The sequence below is a fragment of the Stenotrophomonas sp. 05L413 genome, from assembly GCF_056397945.1.
Genome location: NZ_JBFTOL010000003.1, coordinates 122,117 through 139,722, shown reverse-complemented (window position 1 = coordinate 139,722; position 17,606 = coordinate 122,117). Strand labels below are relative to the sequence as shown.

The window sequence follows — 17,606 nt, the reverse complement described above, 5'->3', positions numbered from 1 at the left end:
AAATTTGTTTAATTGCGTATGAGGTATTGTTTATTCAGATATCTTCGTTCCGTGGGAGCCCGTGAATGCAAATCCCCGCCAACATGACCCTGCGCCAGCTCCGGTACTTTGCCGAAGCGGCCGAGTTGGGGCAGTTTTCGCAGGCTGCGCGCAAGCTGCACGTCTCCCAGTCGGTCATCACCACCGCGGTCGCCCAGCTGGAAGCCTCGCTGGGCCTGAAGCTGTTCGACCGCATGCCGCACGGGGTCGGGCTGACCGCCGAGGGGCACCGGTTCCACCAGCATGTGCGGCACATCCTGGACACCCTGCAGGACGCGCTCAGCGAGCCGATGTTCCTGGCCAACACCCTGCCGGGCCGGGTGAGGATCGGCGCGTCCTACACGGTGCTCGGTTACTTCCTGCCAAGCCTGCTGGCGCGCTTCAAGCGCTCCTACCCGCAGGTGGAGGTGGATCTGGTGGACATGGACCGTGCCGCGATCGAGCAGGGCGTCGGCAGCCGCGACCTCGATTTCGGGCTGTGCATCATTTCCAACATGGCCGAGCCCTATGTGCTGCGGCGGCAGGTACTGATCCGCTCGCGCCGCCAGCTGTGGCTGGCCGAATCGCACCCGCTGCTGCAGCTGCCGGTGATCAGCCCGGCCGACGTCGAGCCGTATCCGTACATCATGCTGATGGTCGACGAAGGGCAGGAGTCGGCGATGCGCTACTGGCGCTCGGTCGGGCGCGAACCCAATGTGGTGTTCCGCACCTCGTCGCTGGAAGCGCTGCGCGGCATGGTCGCCTACGGCTTCGGGGTGAGCATCCTGTCGGACATGGTCTATCGGCCGTGGTCGCTGGAGGGGCGCCGGATCGACGTACGCACCCTGACCGACGCGGTGCCGCCGATGGAAGTCGGCCTGGTCTGGCGCCCGGACGAAGACCTGTCCGCGCCGGCACGCGCACTGCATCAGTTCCTGGTCTTTGCCTGTGGCGGGTGAGCGCCGAGTGCATCGGCCAGGGCAGGACGCGGATCGGGCAGCTCACCGACGGGCGCGGTGAAGGCCTGCCCACGGCGTGTCCAGATCTGCCACGCCGAGTACGTCAGCAGCGGCACCACGTAGGTGGCCAGGATGGCGTAGGCCAGCAGCCGGTAGCCCTTCGCGATCAGCGCGACCAGTCCGATGCCATCGGCCAGGAATACGGCCATCAGCAGAATGGCGGCAATGATCGCCACCCGCATGCCGCGGCCGGGGGCAGCGCCGGTGCGCTCTTTCCAGTTGACGCTGATGCGACCGTCCACCGAGGCCATCAGCGTGACTCCGGTTTCGACCAGCGCGACCATGATCATCAGCCGGAACAGCCACTGGAACCACGGCAGGCCGAGCTGGCCGAGCATCAGGTCCGAGGGCAGGGGCGCATCGGCGATGTCCGGCAGGAAGGCGATCATGCAGACGTAGAACACGATGGCCGGCAGGATCGCCAACGGGCCGGCCAGGGCGCCGGCGATCACCGCATCGCGCCGGCACAGCAGGTGGCGCACCACCAGCAGGATCGAGACCGCCGCGAACATGTTGTAGCCGGCGTAGGTCACGCCGTTGAGCACCCAGTCCTGGCCGAGCTCATGGGTGTTGGACAGCTGTGCCATCGCGCCGCCGCCGAAGCGATAGAGGATCAGGCACGCGGCAATGGCGTAGACCAGGTACATGAAGGCCGACATCAGCTTGAACATGCGTTCGACGGCGTTGGTGCCGGCCTGCACCACACCGGTGATGATCGCCACCAGCACCAGCGTGCCGACGATCCGTGGCCAGCCGAACATGGTCGCGGCCAGTTCGCCGGCGGCCGCGCCGAACACCGCCAGCACGACGACGATCAACGCCAGGTAGGCCACTTCGAAGGTCCACCAGCCACGGCCCAGCAGATGCCGGAAGAAGGTGCGGTAGTCGTTGGCACGGATCGCCCGTGCCAACAGGAACGTCAGGATGCAGATCACGCTCCAGATCAGCATCGACAACACCATCGCCGCCAGGCCGCCCCAGGGGCCTGAGGGCAGGAAAAACTCCGCCAGCTCACGGCCGGTCGCGTATCCGCCGCCGATCACGGCGGACTTGAACGCCAAGCCGGGCAACAGATACCGCTGGAACCGGCTGGCGGCGGCGGTCACTTGCGCGCGGCCGTCGGCTGCAGCAGGTAGAAGTCGCGCACGGTGCGGGCGATCTCGGCGATCACACGCTCACGTTCGCTGCGTGGGGCATTGCTGGCTTTGACGAACACGGAGATCGCAAACTGGCTGCCATCGGGCAGGGTGACTACGCCCACATCGTTGACGGTGCCGGCTACGGTGCCGCTCTTGTCGGCCACCTTGGTGCCCGGCGGCAGACTGCCACGCAGGCGTGCACTGCAGGTGCGGCAACGTTCCATGATCTGCACCAGCACCTCGGTGCTGGCCGGGCTCAGCGCCTTGCCGGTGAACAGCCTGGTCAGCAGGGTCGACATCGCACGCGGCGTGGAGGTGTCGCGCGGATCCTTGTCGAAGGCTTCGTTGCCGGATTTCGTGCGCTTGACCACCTCGGGGTCGAGGGTCAGTTCGGCCACGCGTTCCTTGGTCAGCGGCTCATCGCCGAGGCCGAAGATATCGCTGAGCAGCTGCCGGGTGTTGCGATCCAGGCGCTGGCCTTCGATGCCCTGTGCGCGCAGCCAGGCGGTGACCGCAGCCGGCCCGCCAGCCTGCGCCACCAGCACGTCGGTGGCGGTGTTGTCGCTCTGGGTCAGCATCACTTCCAGCAGGTTGTGCACCGACAGGCTCACACCATCATGGATGAAGCGGTCCGCGATCACTTCCGAATCGACATAGAACGCCTTCGGCACCGGCACCATCGTGGTCAGTGCCAGTTCGCCGGCATCGACCTTGGTCAGTATCACGGCCGCCACGGCGACCTTGAACGTGCTGGCCATCGGGAATGCTTCGTCGGGATTGAGATGGACCTGCGCGCCCTTGCCATCCAGGCGCCACGCCGAGACCCCCACCTTGCCGTCGACCAGGGTGGCCAGGCGCGCGACTTCGGTTTCAACCGGGCTGGTGGTGGCGCTGAACGCAGCGAGCGGGCTCAGGCCCAGCAACGCGGCAACGCACAGGCTCAAGGTACGGGATGTCATCTTCATGCGATGCAGGCCTCCAGCAAACGGTTGAATTCCCCATCTTGCCGCATCGGGTCGGCCACCGGCAGACCAAGACGCGCGCTGACTTCGGCACAGGCGGCGGCTGCCGCGGCGTCGGTCATGCCATGGGTATTGAGACTGACGCCGACGCAGCGGATATCAGGATTGGTACGGCGCCCCAGCTGCACGGTCAATGCGATGACCTCTTCGATGGAGGGCAGCGGATAGTCCGGATACCCCAGCACGTGCTTGCGCCCCGGCTGGTGGCAGACCACGAACACATCCGGCTGGCTGCCATGCAGCAGACCGAGGCTGACACCGGCGTAGGCGGGATGGAACAGCGAGCCCTGGCCTTCGATGACATCCCAGTGATCGTCGGCCGCATTCGGGCTGAGCAGTTCGGCGGCACCGGCCGAGAAATCGGCGACCACCGCGTCCATCGGAATGCCGCTGCCGGCGATCAGGATGCCGGTCTGGCCGCTGGCGCGGAAGTCGGCATCCACGCCGAGCCCACGCAGGCCGCGTGCCAGCGCCAGCGCGGTGTACTTCTTGCCCAGCGCGCAGTCCGTGCCGACGGTCAGCACGCGCTTGCCGGTGCGCTTGCGGCCGTTGCCGACCGGAATGCCGCGCGGCGGCACGCGCACATTGATCAGCTCGCGCCCGTGGCGTTCGGCCGCCGCAGCCAGTTCCGGAATGTCACCCAGCTTCTGGTGCATGCCGCTGACCAGGTCCAGGCCGTTTTCCAGTGCGTCCACCAGCGCCGGCAGCCACTGCGGGGGAATGACCCCACCGCCGTTGGCCACGCCGATCACCATCGCACGTGCACCRGCGGCGCGCGCCTGCGCCGGCGTCATGCTCGGCAGGCCGGTGGTGATCGGGCAGCCCGGCAGGCTCCACTCGGCCACGCACACTTCCGGCGCCCAGTCGTGCAGGCCGATCGCGGTCTTGGCGAAGCCCGCTTCGGTGGTGTCACCCAGGAACAGCAGGTACGGCTGGGGGAGGGCGGCGAGGGCCTGTACGGCAGCGGTGGGCGTTGCGCTCATGAGGGATCCAGTAGTCGGGGGAGAGAAGAGAGGGGAGGCATTCACGACGAGGGGCTCGCAGTTGTTAGACCTGGTTGGATCTGTATAAGTCCTAATCAGAGAATATGCAACCCAATCAGGATACTCCTTTAGTCTCTTCCGACCGTGAGCCCGGCGACGGCTTGCGCCCCACCGGGCACGGCGCTACGGCACTCAGTAGCGGTAGTCGATCGACATGCCGATCGTGCGTGGCTGCAGCGGCACGCCGGTCACCGCGACGTAGCGGTTCAGCGCGTCCCGTACCGAGCCGGTTGAGACGTAGGCACGCTCGTCGGTGGCATTGCGGGCATACAGGCGGACCGTCCACGTCATGTTGGTCAGCTCGGCATGCAGGTCCAGCGCGTGGTAGCTGTCGATGTCGTACGCGCCGGCGACGCGCTCGCCGGTGACCCGGTAGCCAGCACCGACCCGGCCCTGCCACTGGTCGCTCACATCGAAGTCGTAGTCGATCGTGCTCGACCAGCTCAGGCGCGGCGTCATCGGCATCCGGCTGCCGGACACCAGGCCGCTGGAGGGCGGTACATCACCGATCTTCGAATCGATGTAGGCCGCATTGAGGCCGACCGTCAGGCGCTCGGCCGGGCGGACCATGAAGCTCAGTTCCGCACCCTGGCTGCGCGCGCTGCCGGCATTGCCCATCCAGCTCAGGCCGTTCTCGGAGACGCGCACCTGGATGTCGTCCCAGTCGATCCGGAACAGTGCCAGATCGATCATCGCGCGGCGGTCCCAGAAGTGCGATTTGAAGCCGAGCTCGAGGTTGTCCAGCGTATCGGCCTTGGTCATCGGCACCACGCCGGAGGTCGAGACGTTCGGTCCACCCGGGCGATAGCCGGTGGCGTAACGCGCGTAGATCATCGAGCTGTCGTTGAGGTGCCAGCGCGAGGCCAGCTTCCACGTGGTCACGCTGTCATCGGCGGAGTCGGCCAGATCGATCGGCCGCGGGCCGTACAGCAGCCCGATGCTGTGCTGTTCGAAATCCTGCTGGTTGCGCGCGTGCCGCACACCGGCGGAGACATCGAAGCGCGGGCTGAACTTGTACGTGACGTCGGCGAAGATCGCCTGCTCGTCATAGGTGCCGGGCAGGCTGGCGGTGCCGGGGTTGAACGGCAGCGGGATGCCGTTGGCATCGTAGGCACTGACCTGCTGGCGGTTGGTGTTCTTCTCGCCGGTGAAGAAGGTGCCGAGCAACCATTCGACGCGCTCGCTCTCCTTGGAGCTGATGCGGAATTCCTGGGTCCACTTGCGCGTGCCGAGGAAGACATCGAACTGCGCCTGGCCGGCCGGGTACGGTGTCAGCAGCGGCCAGGCCACGCCATAGACCAGCGTGGAATCCTGCACTTCGTCCATGCGGGTTTCGGAGAAGCTGGTGGCGGAGACGAAATCGACGTTGCCCAGATCCCAGTCCAGGATCGCCGAGTAGTAGTCGGTTTCCATCCGGTACGGCGTCGCGCGCTGCAGGATGCCTTCGAGCGGGCCGCGGATCGGCTCCAGCGTGGGATAGGTCAAGCCCACCGCACTGGAGTTGTCGGCGTCCACGATCTGCGACAACGCCTGCACGCGCAGGTTGGCGGTGTCGCTGATGCGCCAGGTCAGGGCCAGGCGGGAGGCCAGCTGGTAGTAGCCGTTGCTGTCTTTGGCATCCTCGCCGGTGAGGTCAGGCTGGTCGACGTAGCCGGGCGTGCTCTGGCGCGACAGGCTGGCGCGCATGGCCAGCTTGCCTTCAATGAGCGGTACGTTGAAGGCCGTGCGCACGCCGATGCCGGTATCACCGGCCTCCTTGGTCGCGTTCACATCCGTGCCGGCGCGGAACTCGAACGCATCCGGATCGGCCGCCTTGGTGATGTACTTGAACAGCCCGCCCATCGAACTGGCGCCGTACAGCGTGCCCTGCGGGCCGCGCAGCACTTCCACGCTCTGGATGTCATACGGCAGCAGGTCCAGTGCGTAGGTGGTCGCGCGCTGTTTGTTGCTGCTCGGGCCGATCGGCGTGTCATCGATGTAGGTGCCGATGATCGAGCCGCCCCCGAGAGGCGCGACACCGCGCAGTGCCATCGTGGTCTGGCCCGGTGCGCCGCCGCTGTCCACCTGGAAGCCCGGCACGTAGGCGGCGAAGTCGTTCAGGCGGGTGGCGCCGAACGCCTCGAGACGTTCTTCGCTGATCACGCTGACGCCGGCGGCCACCTCCATCACGTTCTCGGCGCGCTTCTGTGCGGTCGCCACCACGCGATCAAGCTCCACCACATCGGGTGTGCTGCGGCTGCCATCGGCGTCGGCATCCTGGGCCATCGCCGCGGTGGCAAGGCCCATGCAGCACAGGGTGACGGTGGAGGCGAGGATCGAACGTTTCATCGGCTTGCGCATGTGGCGGGCTCTCCGGAATCAGGAACGGGGTCAGGCAGGAAAAACGACGGCCATGCACGGCGGTAACAGCCGTGCAGGGGTATGGAGGCGCGCGCTGTCGACGCCGCGCCGGGTTGGCACGTCGGTCAGGGGAGGAGGCGTGGGGGAAGGAAACGGCAGACGACGGGCGTTGGCAGGTGCAAGGCCGTGTTGCTGGCCAGCGGCGCGATCGGCGCGGAGGCTGGCGGTGGGGTTGTACGGAAACTGATCGGGCATTTCGACATCCCTACAAATCCTATGTAAGGAATATTTAGCTTGATCAGGTTTATGTCAAGCTCAATCAGAAAACATCATCCCATTACGGACTATTGCGCCGCAGCAATTCAGCGGATGCGGAATCGCGTTTCCCGGCGTTCTGATCTGTCCCGGGGGCGTACGCCGGGAAACGGGTCGCTATCGGCCGCGATCGTCGCCACGGCCGATCGCCCTGCTCAACGCTGCGGCCTCAACCCGATGTCACGGCACCGTCGGCCGCGGCGGCATTCTGTGGTGCAGGTGCAGCATTGCCGGCGAGCAATGGCCGGGCACGTCGCTCCAGGCGCAGCAGCAGCACCGCAACCAGCATGCAGGTGCCGGCCATCAGCGAGAAGAAGACGGCACTGGAAAGCGTTGACCACAGCGTGCCGACCGCGCCGGCCAGCAGGTTGCCGCCGAACGAGGCCAGGAACCAGAACGCGATGATCGTGGCGCCAAAGCCGACCGGCGCCAGGCGTGCGAACAGGCCCAGCCCCACCGGCAGGATGAAGAGCTCGCCGAAGGTGAAGATCGCAAAGAACAGGACGGCCCACAGCCAGCCGACCTTGGCCGACGGTTCACCGCCCAGCATCGCCACCAGGGCAAAGGACAGGCCGACCACCGCAGCACCGATTGCCATCTTGGTCAGTGCGGCCGGCTCGCGGCCGTTGCGGGCCTGGCGGGTCCAGTGCTGCACCAGCATCGGCGTGATCAGGAACACCAGCAGGGGATTGAGCGAGAAGAACCAGGTCATCGGCAGGGTGAAATCGGCGGTGAGCACGCGGTCCACGCCGGTATCGAGCCAGATCGCGATGGTGTTGCCGATCTGCTCGTAGGCCAGGCGGAACACCACGATCAAGCCGGCAATCATCGCCATCACCTGCAGCAGTGGGCGGTAGGCTGGCTGCCACAGGGCGGAGAAGGGCAGTGTGGCGCGCTCGCTGCGCGGCGGATCCGGCGGCAGATGGCGGCGGCCGGTGATGTAGATCACCAGGCCGAGCAGCATGCCGATGCCGGCCGCGGAGAAGCCAACGTGCCAGCCATACACCTCACCCAGCGTGCCGCAGATCAGCGGGGCGAGAAACGCACCGAGGTTGATGCCCACGTAGTACACATTGAACGCCGAGCCACGGCGCGGATCATCGCGCTGGTACAGATCGCCCACCTGGCCGGGCAGGGTCGGCAGGAACAGCCCGTTGCCAAGCACGATCGCAAGCAGGGCCGGATACAGCAGCGCATCGAAGGCCATCAGGAAATGGCCGAACGCCATGATCGCCCCGCCCAGGATCACCGCCCGCCGCTTGCCCAGCCAGCGGTCGGCGAGCATGCCGCCGAACACCGGGCTGAGGTAGGCCAGCGCGGTGTACAGGCCGTAGACCATCGAGGCCTGTTCCTGCGAGAACAGCAGCTGCTTGGTCATGTAATAGACCAGCAGCGCCCGCATGCCGTAGTAGGAGAATTTCTCCCACATCTCGGTGAGGAACAGGATGGTCAGGCCGGGCGGTTGCCCGAACCAGGCCTTGCGCGGGGCATCGAGGGTCATGGGGCGGGGCGTCCGGGGGTCAGATCTGCAGGCCGGTGCTGATCAGGCGCTGGGTAATGGCGACGAACGCCACCACCAGGCCCGCCAGTGCGACGACCCAGGCACCGTAGCGGCGCACGCGCGGCCAGCTGGCCGGCGCGCGGACGGCCACCCAGACCAGTGCGAGGGCGGCAATAACGCTGAGCCAGGACAACGCCTGCACCAGGATCAACGGCCCGTTGGTGTACGAGGAGATCGCGCCCGGGCCAGCGATCGATTTCACGTACAGCGCCCAGGCGACCACGGTGCCCAGCTGCGTGGTGACCGACAGCGTCTGCAGCCAGCGCAGGCCGCGGCGTTCTGCCGGCGCGCTGACGCGGTAGTAGCGGCGCACGAACACGCCCCCGATGCGCAGCACGGCCGACAGCGTCAGCAACCCCAGCGCGACGAACAGCGCCGGGCGCAGCCATGCCGGCGAACGCCAGCCCGGGATCGGTTCAAAGCCGAACACCGAGGCGAACGGACCGCCGGAGAAGTACACCGGCCGGCCGTCCTTGACCTTCACTTCCAACAGGCCGCGGCCGTTTTCCTGCTGCCACAACCACGGCGACACCTCGCGCCAGCGCAGCAGCTGGCCGTTGAGGCCCTTCTGGCCATCCACGGTGATGGTGCCGTCCTCCTGCGGGTGCACACGGATCGGTGCGAACAGCGTCAGCATGCGCAGATACGAACTGTCCGAACGGCGCGTGCTCTGCCAGCTCGTTCCGGCCAGCGCAGCGGCGTGCTCGCGGGCAGTGGCAGCATCCACGCCCGGGCCAGCGCGTTCGATCGGCAGGGTCGGCAGGAAATTCTCGACGAAGCGCTCCCACACCTGGGCGCGCAGGGCAGAACCGGCCGCGTCACGCCCCACGCTGTTGGTGGACACGAAGACGCCGATGTTGCGTTCCGGAATCATCCACAGCCACGAGTAGAAGAACAGCATCGTGCCGCCGTGCGAGCGGGTGTCGTAGCCACCGGTGTCCGAGGCCATCCAGCCCAGGGCCATGCGCGGCAGATGCGGCAGGATCGCCGGCTGCGGGGTCAGCATCTGCGCGTTGGTTTCCGCGTGCATGATGCGCTGGCCGTCCAGTTCGCCATGGTTGAGCGTGGCCATCATGAAACGTGCCATCGCCGAGCCGGAGGCATACAGCCCGCCCACGCCCGGCGCGGTGTTCTTCTCGGCCGGGTAGCTTTTGCCCGAGCCCAGCAGATAGCCCTTGGCAGCGTGCGGCAGCAGCTCTGCCGGCAGCTTCTGTTCGAAGCTGGCGTACTGCATGTCCAGCGGCTGCAGGATGTGCTGCCTGGCGTAATCCTCGAAGCGCTGGCCGCTGACCCGCTCGACGATGTACGAGGCGATGCCGGTGGCGTAGTTGGAATACGCCGGCGTGGTGCCCGGTGCGGAGATCTGGTTGGGCACCCATTCCTTGAGGTAGTTGTCGCGGTTGGCCGGATGGTCCGGGCCCAGCACGATCAGGTAGCGCATGCGCTCTTCCAGACCGCTGGTGTGGGTCATGATCTGGCGCAGCGTGATCGGCTCACCCTTGGCCGGGACCTTGATGTCCAGGTAGGTGTTGATGTCGGTGTCCAGGTCCAGCTTGCCCTGTTCCACCAGCTGCATCACCGCGGTCCAGACGAACAGCTTGGAGATCGAGCCCGGGCGGAACAGGGTGGTCCTGGGATCCACCGGCGTGCGCTTTTCAACATCGGAGAAACCAAAGCCGCGCTCGGTGACGACCTTGCCGTTCTCGACCACGGTCACCACGGCGCCGGCGAGATCGCCCTGCGCCATCAGATAGGGCACCAGGCCATCCAGGAAGGTATCCACGCGGGCCGCATCCAGCGTGCCGGTGGCGGCCGGTGCGGGCGTGATGGTGTCCGGCGTCTCGGCAGCCACAGGTGCGGCGGGCGCCGCGACGGGCGTGGGTGCCTGCGCATGCAGCGGCGAGAACGCGGCGGTGGAGGCCAGCAGCAGGCCGCAGATCAGCGGGCGCCAGAGACTCATGCCTGCACTCCCTTGCCCCACACGGCATCGTCGCAATGCACCAGGCCCTCGTCGTAACGCAGGCCCGGCACGCGATCGTCGCGCAGGAACAGCGGGCCATCCAGATCCACCACGTCGCAATGCTGGCCCACGATGAAGGCCGGGCCCATCGCCCAGCTGCTGCCGATCATGTTGCCGACCATCACCTGCATGCCCAGCGAGCGTGCCTTGCCGACCATCGCCAGGCTTTCGGTGAGGCCGCCGGCCTTGTCGAGCTTGATGTTGATGACGTCGAACAGGCCTGCCAGCGCGTCGATCTCGGAAACGTCCTGCACACTCTCGTCGGCGGCGAACGGCAGCGGCCGCGCGAAGCCCTTGAGCTCGGCTTCGCGACCGCGCGGCAGCGGCTGCTCCAGCAGCTTGATGTCGTTGTCCAGCAGCACCGGAATCAGTGCATCGAGCACATCCACGCTGTAGCCCTGGTTGGCGTCCACGCCCATCCACACATCCGGGCGCACCTTGCGCACCGCGCGCACGCGCTCGATGTCGATATCCAGGTCACCGCTGAGCTTGAGCTTGAGTGCCTTGGCCGGCGCATAGCGTCCGGTGGCGATCGACTGCATCGTCGCCGGGTCATCGGCGCCGAGCGTCCAGGTGGTCAGCAAGGGACGCGTCTGCGAGAGCCCGGCCAACGCCCAGGCATGCTTGCCGGTGCGGCTTGCTTCCAGATCCCATAGCGCGCAGTCCAGCGCGTTGCGCGCACCGCCGCGGGGCAGCAGCTGCTGCAGTTCGGCACGGGTGATGCCGGCTTCGATCCGCGCACGCAGCAGTTCCAGCGTGGCCAGCATCTGCTCGGGCGTGTCATTGAAGTAGTACACGCCGCTGGCTTCGCCACGGCCGCGATGGCCGTCCTCTTCCAGTTCCACGCGCAGTACCGGCGCGTTTTCGAACACGTAACCGCTGATCCGGAACGGGGCCAGCAACGCAAGCGAGTCGATCTGCAGGGTCAGTTTCACAGGATGTCTCCAGCCCCATGGCGGGGCCATGGGTCAGTAGTTGAGAGCGAAGTCGGCCAGGCCCATCAGGACCAGGGCGTAAGCGAGCACGCAGGCCGACAGCAGCAGCAGCGCGGCCCACAGGCGCGCCAGCCAGCCGCGTCCAGCGCGGACCGTCTGCACCAGGTTCCAGGCCGTTGCGCCGATCCCACCGATGATCGCGATCACCGTGGCGATGCCCAGCCCGATCACTGCCGGATCCAGACGATCATCCAGGCGGGCGAAATCGGCTGACGCCCAGGCCATCACGGCCATCGCGGCCGCAGGCACCAGCAGCAGGAGCCAGCAGGCGGCGCGGCTCAGGCGATAGGCCAGCAGGGTGCTGCGCGGCCAGCCCAGCACGCGGCCATGACGGCGGCGGACGAGGGCGGCGATGGGCCACGCCAGCGCGGCCAGTGCCAACACCGCCACAGCAGCGGTCAGCAACGGCTTGAGCCACAGCGCCGAGCGGTAGCCTTCCGCGGCCAGGAACACGTTGAACGGGGAGGAGGAATCCACCGCGAAGCCGACCGGCGTGCCGTCCTTAAGGATGGCGGCCAGGCGCAGTTCGCTGTTGCTCGCCTGCCACAGCCACGGGCCGATCGGCTTGAAGGTGGTCGGCTGCCCGTTGGGCTGCTTCAGGCGCGGCAGACGCAGGCTGCCATCGTCGAGGGCTTCCAGGCGCGTCTGGGTGAGGATGCCGGTACGGCCGATGCCGGTTTCGGCACGGCGCGAATCGAGGTAGCTCGGTGCTGCCAGCTGGCGTGCCTGCGCCTTGGCCAGCGCCGCGTCGACGGCCGCTGCCGGGGCCGGGGCGCCCGCCGGGAAGTAACGGTCAGCGAAGTTCTCCAGCAGTTCACGCCGGATCGGGCCGGTGATCCCATTGGCGCCGGCGCTGTTGAGCGAGACGAACAGGCCGACATCGTGGTCGCGGAACAGGAACAGCTGCGAGTGGAAGGAGTAGGTGTCGCCGGCGTGCGACACCACGCGCTGGCCGTTGACATCGATCTCGTAGAAGCCGAGCGCCATGGTGTTCAGTGGCGGCGCGAAGCGGGTCTGCGGGGTCAGCATCAGCTGGCTGGTCGCCGCCTTCAGGATGGCGGTGTCATGACCGCCGGCGGCACTGAGGTGCGCGATCATGAAGCGCGCCATGTCGCTGCCGGTGGCCGAGAGTGCGCCGGCCGGCGCGGAGGGGGTCACTTCGAACGCACGCGGCTTGCCCGAGCCGAGGGCATAGCCTTTGGTCACCAGGGCGCGCAGCGCCGGCGGCAACGGCTGGCGGAAGCTGGCGTGCTGCATCTGCAGCGGCACGAAGATGTGCTGCTCGACATACTCGGCGAAGGGCTGGCCCGACACGCGCTCGACGATGTAGCCGGCCAGGCTGGTGCCGTAGTTCGAGTACGCGGGCACCGTGCCCGGCGCGAAGATCTGCGCCGGCACCCGGCGCTTGAGATACGGGCCCAGTTCGATGCCGCCGGCCTCGGCCACGGCTTCGCTGGTCCACATGTACTTGATGTTGGCCTCGAAGCCGCCGGTATGCGTCATCAGCTGGCGCAGCGTGATCGGCAGGCCGCGTTCGGGCACCTTGAAATCCAGGTACTGATTGATGTCCGCGTCCAGATCCAGCTTGCCGGCTTCCACCAGCTGCATCACTGCGGTCCAGGTCATCAGCTTGGAGACCGAGGCCATCCGGAACAGCGTGCGGTCCGGATCCACCGGCGTCTGCGCGGCCACATCGGAAACGCCGTAGCCGCGGCGGACCAGGATCTGGCCGTCCTTGACCACGGTGACCACCGCACCGGCGATATCGCCCCGCGCGATGGCATACGGCATGAAGCCATCCAGCCAGGTGGTCGCATCGTCGGCGGTGAGCCGGGCAACGGAATCCACGCCGGCAGGCGGTGTTGCCGCCTGGGGTGGGGCGGGTGGCCGCTGTGCGTCGGCCTGGAAAGACAGCAACAGCCCACAGCACAAGCCGACAAGCCCTGACAACGCACGCATGTGACGATCCCCTTCAAACCATCTCAATCAGACAACAATATTCCTGATCAGAGAAATGTCAAATGCGCGTGATCGTGATCGGATCGCGCCAACCGGGCTGAATGTGACGTTTGGATGCCCTGCGCAGGCCGTTCTTCGGCCATTGAGAACGTTTTCAGGGCGCAGAGAAGCGCTTAAGGCGGCGAACGCGACAAGAAAGCATCCTGATCAGGATGGCATTCATCTCTACGTAGTATCGTATCGGCAACTTCACCAGCAATAGCCCAAAGGTCCTGTCGATGAGCCCCAAAAGCCCGACGCTCGGAACCCTGCTGCGCGGTCTGCGCACCCGCCAGGGATGGACGCTCAAGGAAATGAGCGAGCACACCGAAATTCCGCTGTCCACGTTGTCCAAGATCGAGCATGACCGCTTGACCTTGACCTACGACAAGCTGCAGCACCTGTCCCAGCGCTTGAACCTGCGCATGTCCGAGCTGTTCTCCGAGCCGGAGAGCGACAGCGCGCCCAAGCCGGTCACCGCGCGGCGCAGCCTCGGCTCGCTCGACAAGGCACTGCGGGTGCAGACCGACAACTACGATTACTACTACCTGTGCACCGAACTGCGGCGCAAGCGGATGATCCCGATCCTCACCAAGGTGCGCGCCAAGACCACCGCCGAATTCGGTGAGCTGGTCCGCCACCCGGGCGAGGAATACGTGCATGTGATCGAAGGCCGCATCCAGGTCCACACCGAGTTCTACGATCCGGTGGTGCTGGAGACCGGGCAGGGCATCTACATCGACAGCCAGATGGGCCACGCCTACATCGTCGATACCGGCTGCGAGGAAGCGGTGCTGCTGGCCGTCTGTGCCAGCGCGGACGAGGATCTGATGGAATCGCTGATCACCCTGCATGAGCAGGAGGGTGGGGTCTGATTCTGCGCCCTGCGTGGCGCTGCGAGGACCCTGTGCCCGTAGCGCCGGATCGCAGTCGGCCGAAACGAACGCTTACCAGTTCGCCTCCAGCCGGCGGAACGGCTGGGTGAGCAGCACACCGCGTGCGTCGTAGTCGGTGACGTTGCGTCCATCCACCCGCACCGTGGTGGGGCGTGTCCGGCTCGGCCACCACACGCGCACCGCGGTGTCCTTGCGCAGTCCCTTGCCCAGCGTGACCTGCAGCGCTCCCTCGCGCTGCCGGGCCTGCAGCGCCAAGGTGCCATAGGCAGTCGGCAGGCGATCCACTGCCAGCCCATCACCGGCCAACCATGACGGCGGGGTGCCCGGCAGCAGTGACAGCGCGTCATCGTCTTCGCGCATCAGCATTCCGAACAGCGTGCGCCCGTACTCCGCACCGATCCAGGTATGCGGCATGTCGCCGAGGTAGCGCGGGAAGCGCAGCCGCGAGTGCACCACCTCGGCCAGCACCTGCCATTCCAGCGGGCGGCGGTCATGCAGCAACCCCTGCAGCAGTTCGTCGGCAGCCTCGGGCTGGTCCAGATGTACGTAGCTCAGCACGTTGCGGATTTCATACGGCGTGTAGGCGTACAACGCGTCCGGCTCGCCGCGCTTGCGCACATCCTGCAGATACCGCGCGAACGTGGTGCGCAGTGCCTCCGCCGGCAGCACATCCTGCGCGCCGGTCGGGTCGAGTGCAATCGACACACCGGTCGGGTCGCCATCGCCAAGGTCGGCCGAAGAGGGAATGAAGTCGATGCCCTTCCACGCCATCGTGGCGCGGATCGAAGCGGCCAGCGCATCGTGCAGGGCGGCGTACTGTCCGCGCGCCCATGCTGCGGTTTCGTGATCGCCGAGCGACTCGGCCAACCACGCGCCGTCATGCCAGCCCTTCAGGCCCCAGTAGTCGTCCCAGTAGCTGTGCGTGGGCGACGGGTAGCCCTCGTGGCTGATCGATGGCGCCAGGATGCCGGCGAAACGCTCGGGCGCGGGCTGGCTGGCCATGTAGCCGGGCACCAGCGTGCGCTCGCGGAGTTCCTGCAGGAAGCGCATCGCCGCTTTCACTTTGGGCAGGTACGCGCGCACCGAATCCGGTCCGCCATCCAGCCGCGCGACGTCGGCAACCAAGGCGATGTACTGCCCTTGGCTGTCGTATTCGATATCCGAGCCGAAGCCGGTGTTGACGCTGCCGTCGTCATTGAGGATCGGCGAGACCAGACCGTTGGCGTGCACGCCGTGCTCGCTGTACCAGGCCAGGTAATCGCGTGCGACCTGGGATTCCCCCATGCGCAGCAGCACCGCCGAGGTCGCCATGCCGTCGCGGATGAAGGAGCGGTTGTAGTTGCGCGGGCCGGGCTGCATCGCAGGGCCGGTCTGGTTGATCAGCATGTAGGCGGCCTGCGCGCGCAGCATGTCCACGAGGGAGGGATCGGGCAGACGCAGCCCGACCTGGCCCAGGCGTGCCTGCCAGTCGTCCGATGCACGTTTGGCCAGCGCGTCGTACGCCGCATCGGGTGCGCGCGGGACGCCGGCGAGATCCAGCGCCGGGGCGTCGGGCAGGGCGCCATCTGCGGCCGAGGCGGCGGTCCCGAGCGGGAAGGCGACCACCACGGAGCGGCTGGCACCGGGTGCGAGCTGCACGCGGTAGGCCAGCGCTGCGGAGGCCAGGCCGTCGGTATCGCGTGCCTGCGTGGCGGCGGGCAAGGTGCCGCTGGCGATCGCCGCGGTGATCTCGCTGCTGCCGTCCGGGCCGAATGGTGCCGCACCGGCAGCATCCACCGGGGTCAGCGACTGCAGCAGGGCGCGACCATTGATACGCACGCGTTGCCCTTCGATGGCGACCTCGCGGATCGGTGAGATGCCACCGTTCTGCCACGGCGGATTCATCTGCATCGGCCGCACCGCCAGGGTCAGGGTGCCGTCGACGGGCGCACTGCCGGTGTTGCGCAGGCGGTGACGCACGAAGGTGACCGGCTGGCCATCGAGCTCGACCGCAAACGCTTCGCTCTGCAGTTCAAGCCCGGATTGTGGCGACCAGGTGGCCGAGGGCATCGGCTTCCAGCCGTCGCGCAGTGCGTGCTGCACCGGTTGGTCGGCCGAGCCTGCGGCAACACCGTCGGCATTGCGCCAGATCGGCTGCACCAGCGGTGCGCCCTTGAAGGCCTCGATGTTGCCGTACTCGTCGAAGATCGATTTCTGCCGGCCGGCATGGATGCCGACCGCGGTCCAGTAGGTCTGCTGCAGGTGCAGCGAGGCCGGGAACAACGCGCGCTGCGCGCCACTGGCGGCGATCTGGTAACGCTTCATTGGCGTCATCACCGCCTTCGGCCCCAGCAGGCGCAGACGGTCGACCTGTGGCGCGTCGCCCTCCACCGTCAGCCGCAGCGCCGTGGCGGTCACGGCCGCAGTGCCGGCCAGCCAACTCTGCTGGCGTGCACCGGCCTGCGGATCGCGCGCAAGCTCCACCCAGCCACCCTGGGCATCACGTGCCTGCAGCCGTGCGGCGCCATGCGCGCCTGTCCAGTCCACGGCCAGGCCGGTGGTGGCCACGGCACGCGGCAAGGTGATCTCAAGCGTGTGCGTACCGTCCTTGCCACGTGGGATCGTGACCGCGCTGCCGCCTTGCCACAGCGCCGCGGCCTGGGCTGCATCCACACCGGCCACGCGCGCACTGGTGGTGCTGTCCAATGGCTCCAGTTCGAAGATCGACACGCCCCAGTCCGACGTGCGCTCCGGGCTCGCCAGGCGAAGGTAGCGGGCCTGGCGTGGCGCGAAGTAGAGCGTCTCGATACCGCCGAGTGAATCGCGCATGGTGTAAGCCGGCTGCCACTGCTGGCCGTCCAGCGAGGTCTGCAGGGTGTAACCCTCGGGATTGGAAACGTCCCAGGTGATCTGCGCGCCGCTGAGCGTGCTCGGCGTGCCCAGGTCCACCTGGAACCAGTGGCCGGGGCTGAAGGCGCCGCCGGTGACTGTCTTCGGGTCACCATCGATCAGGTGGCTGACCGCCATCGCCGGCACCTGCTGGGAGGAACTGCTGGCCTGCCACTGGCCGCGCGGCGGCAAGGTCCGGGCGGCAGCGCCGAGGCTCAGTAAGAGGGCGGAGAAGAGCACGGTGCCGGCCATGACGCGGCCCGGCCGGTGCACCACAATTGAACGGTCAGCATGCAGCCCCATCAATGCGCTCCTGTTCTGAAACGACCGCCGACGGCGGGGTGGAGGACACGCTAGCAGGGGATGTAACCG

The 17,606-nt window shown here is 67.1% G+C and carries 11 protein-coding genes; 2 read left to right on the top strand and 9 right to left on the bottom strand.

Translation table 11 applies throughout. The annotated features are described in order from the left end of the window. The first annotated feature begins 65 nt into the window (after positions 1-65). Positions 66-977: a LysR substrate-binding domain-containing protein gene (locus AC1DIQ_RS07265; RefSeq protein WP_478049749.1), complete on the top strand. Its 912-nt coding sequence runs from the start codon at positions 66-68 to the stop codon at positions 975-977. Here the strand turns inward: AC1DIQ_RS07265 and AC1DIQ_RS07260 are convergent. The 8 genes from AC1DIQ_RS07260 to AC1DIQ_RS07225 all read right to left on the bottom strand — a co-directional run bounded on the left by AC1DIQ_RS07260 (position 947) and on the right by AC1DIQ_RS07225 (position 13,320). Then, entirely contained in the window at positions 947-2,143 is a 1,197-nt protein-coding gene (locus tag AC1DIQ_RS07260; RefSeq protein WP_121036608.1) for a YkvI family membrane protein, read from the bottom strand. The genes AC1DIQ_RS07265 and AC1DIQ_RS07260 overlap by 31 nt on opposite strands. Further along, positions 2,140-3,141, bottom strand: coding sequence for a class A beta-lactamase (bla, locus tag AC1DIQ_RS07255; protein WP_121036609.1), 1,002 nt, complete (start codon positions 3,139-3,141; stop codon positions 2,140-2,142). Before bla ends, AC1DIQ_RS07260 begins: the two co-directional genes overlap by 4 nt. Next, positions 3,138-4,181, bottom strand: a complete 1,044-nt coding sequence (locus AC1DIQ_RS07250) for an N-acetyltransferase DgcN family protein (protein ID WP_121036610.1) — start codon at positions 4,179-4,181, stop codon at positions 3,138-3,140. Before AC1DIQ_RS07250 ends, bla begins: the two co-directional genes overlap by 4 nt. 192 nt (positions 4,182-4,373) lie before the next feature. After that, positions 4,374-6,581, bottom strand: a complete 2,208-nt coding sequence (locus AC1DIQ_RS07245; RefSeq protein WP_478049748.1) for a TonB-dependent receptor — start codon at positions 6,579-6,581, stop codon at positions 4,374-4,376. Positions 6,582-7,065: 484 nt separating this feature from the next. Beyond that, positions 7,066-8,397 (bottom strand): peptide MFS transporter, encoded by a 1,332-nt coding sequence (locus tag AC1DIQ_RS07240; RefSeq protein ID WP_282258948.1) that lies wholly within the window; start codon positions 8,395-8,397, stop codon positions 7,066-7,068. Between the two features lie 19 nt (positions 8,398-8,416). After that, positions 8,417-10,417, bottom strand: coding sequence for a serine hydrolase domain-containing protein (locus AC1DIQ_RS07235; RefSeq protein WP_478049747.1), 2,001 nt, complete (start codon positions 10,415-10,417; stop codon positions 8,417-8,419). After that, complete coding sequence (locus AC1DIQ_RS07230) at positions 10,414-11,412, bottom strand: dipeptide epimerase (protein ID WP_121036614.1); 999 nt, start codon at positions 11,410-11,412, stop codon at positions 10,414-10,416. The genes AC1DIQ_RS07235 and AC1DIQ_RS07230 overlap by 4 nt, the downstream gene beginning before the upstream one ends. 33 nt (positions 11,413-11,445) lie before the next feature. Then, positions 11,446-13,320 carry a serine hydrolase domain-containing protein gene (locus tag AC1DIQ_RS07225; protein ID WP_478049746.1) on the bottom strand — a complete coding sequence of 625 codons (1,875 nt, stop codon included), beginning with the start codon at positions 13,318-13,320 and terminating at the stop codon, positions 11,446-11,448. A gap of 389 nt (positions 13,321-13,709) precedes the next feature. Here AC1DIQ_RS07225 and AC1DIQ_RS07220 point away from each other — a divergent pair, with 389 nt between their 5' ends. Next, positions 13,710-14,345: a helix-turn-helix domain-containing protein gene (locus AC1DIQ_RS07220; RefSeq protein WP_121036616.1), complete on the top strand. Its 636-nt coding sequence runs from the start codon at positions 13,710-13,712 to the stop codon at positions 14,343-14,345. A 72-nt stretch (positions 14,346-14,417) separates the two neighbouring features. Here AC1DIQ_RS07220 and AC1DIQ_RS07215 read toward each other — a convergent pair whose 3' ends face one another. Continuing rightward, complete coding sequence (locus AC1DIQ_RS07215) at positions 14,418-17,537, bottom strand: galactose-binding domain-containing protein (protein ID WP_478049745.1); 3,120 nt, start codon at positions 17,535-17,537, stop codon at positions 14,418-14,420. Positions 17,538-17,606 lie beyond the last annotated feature (69 nt).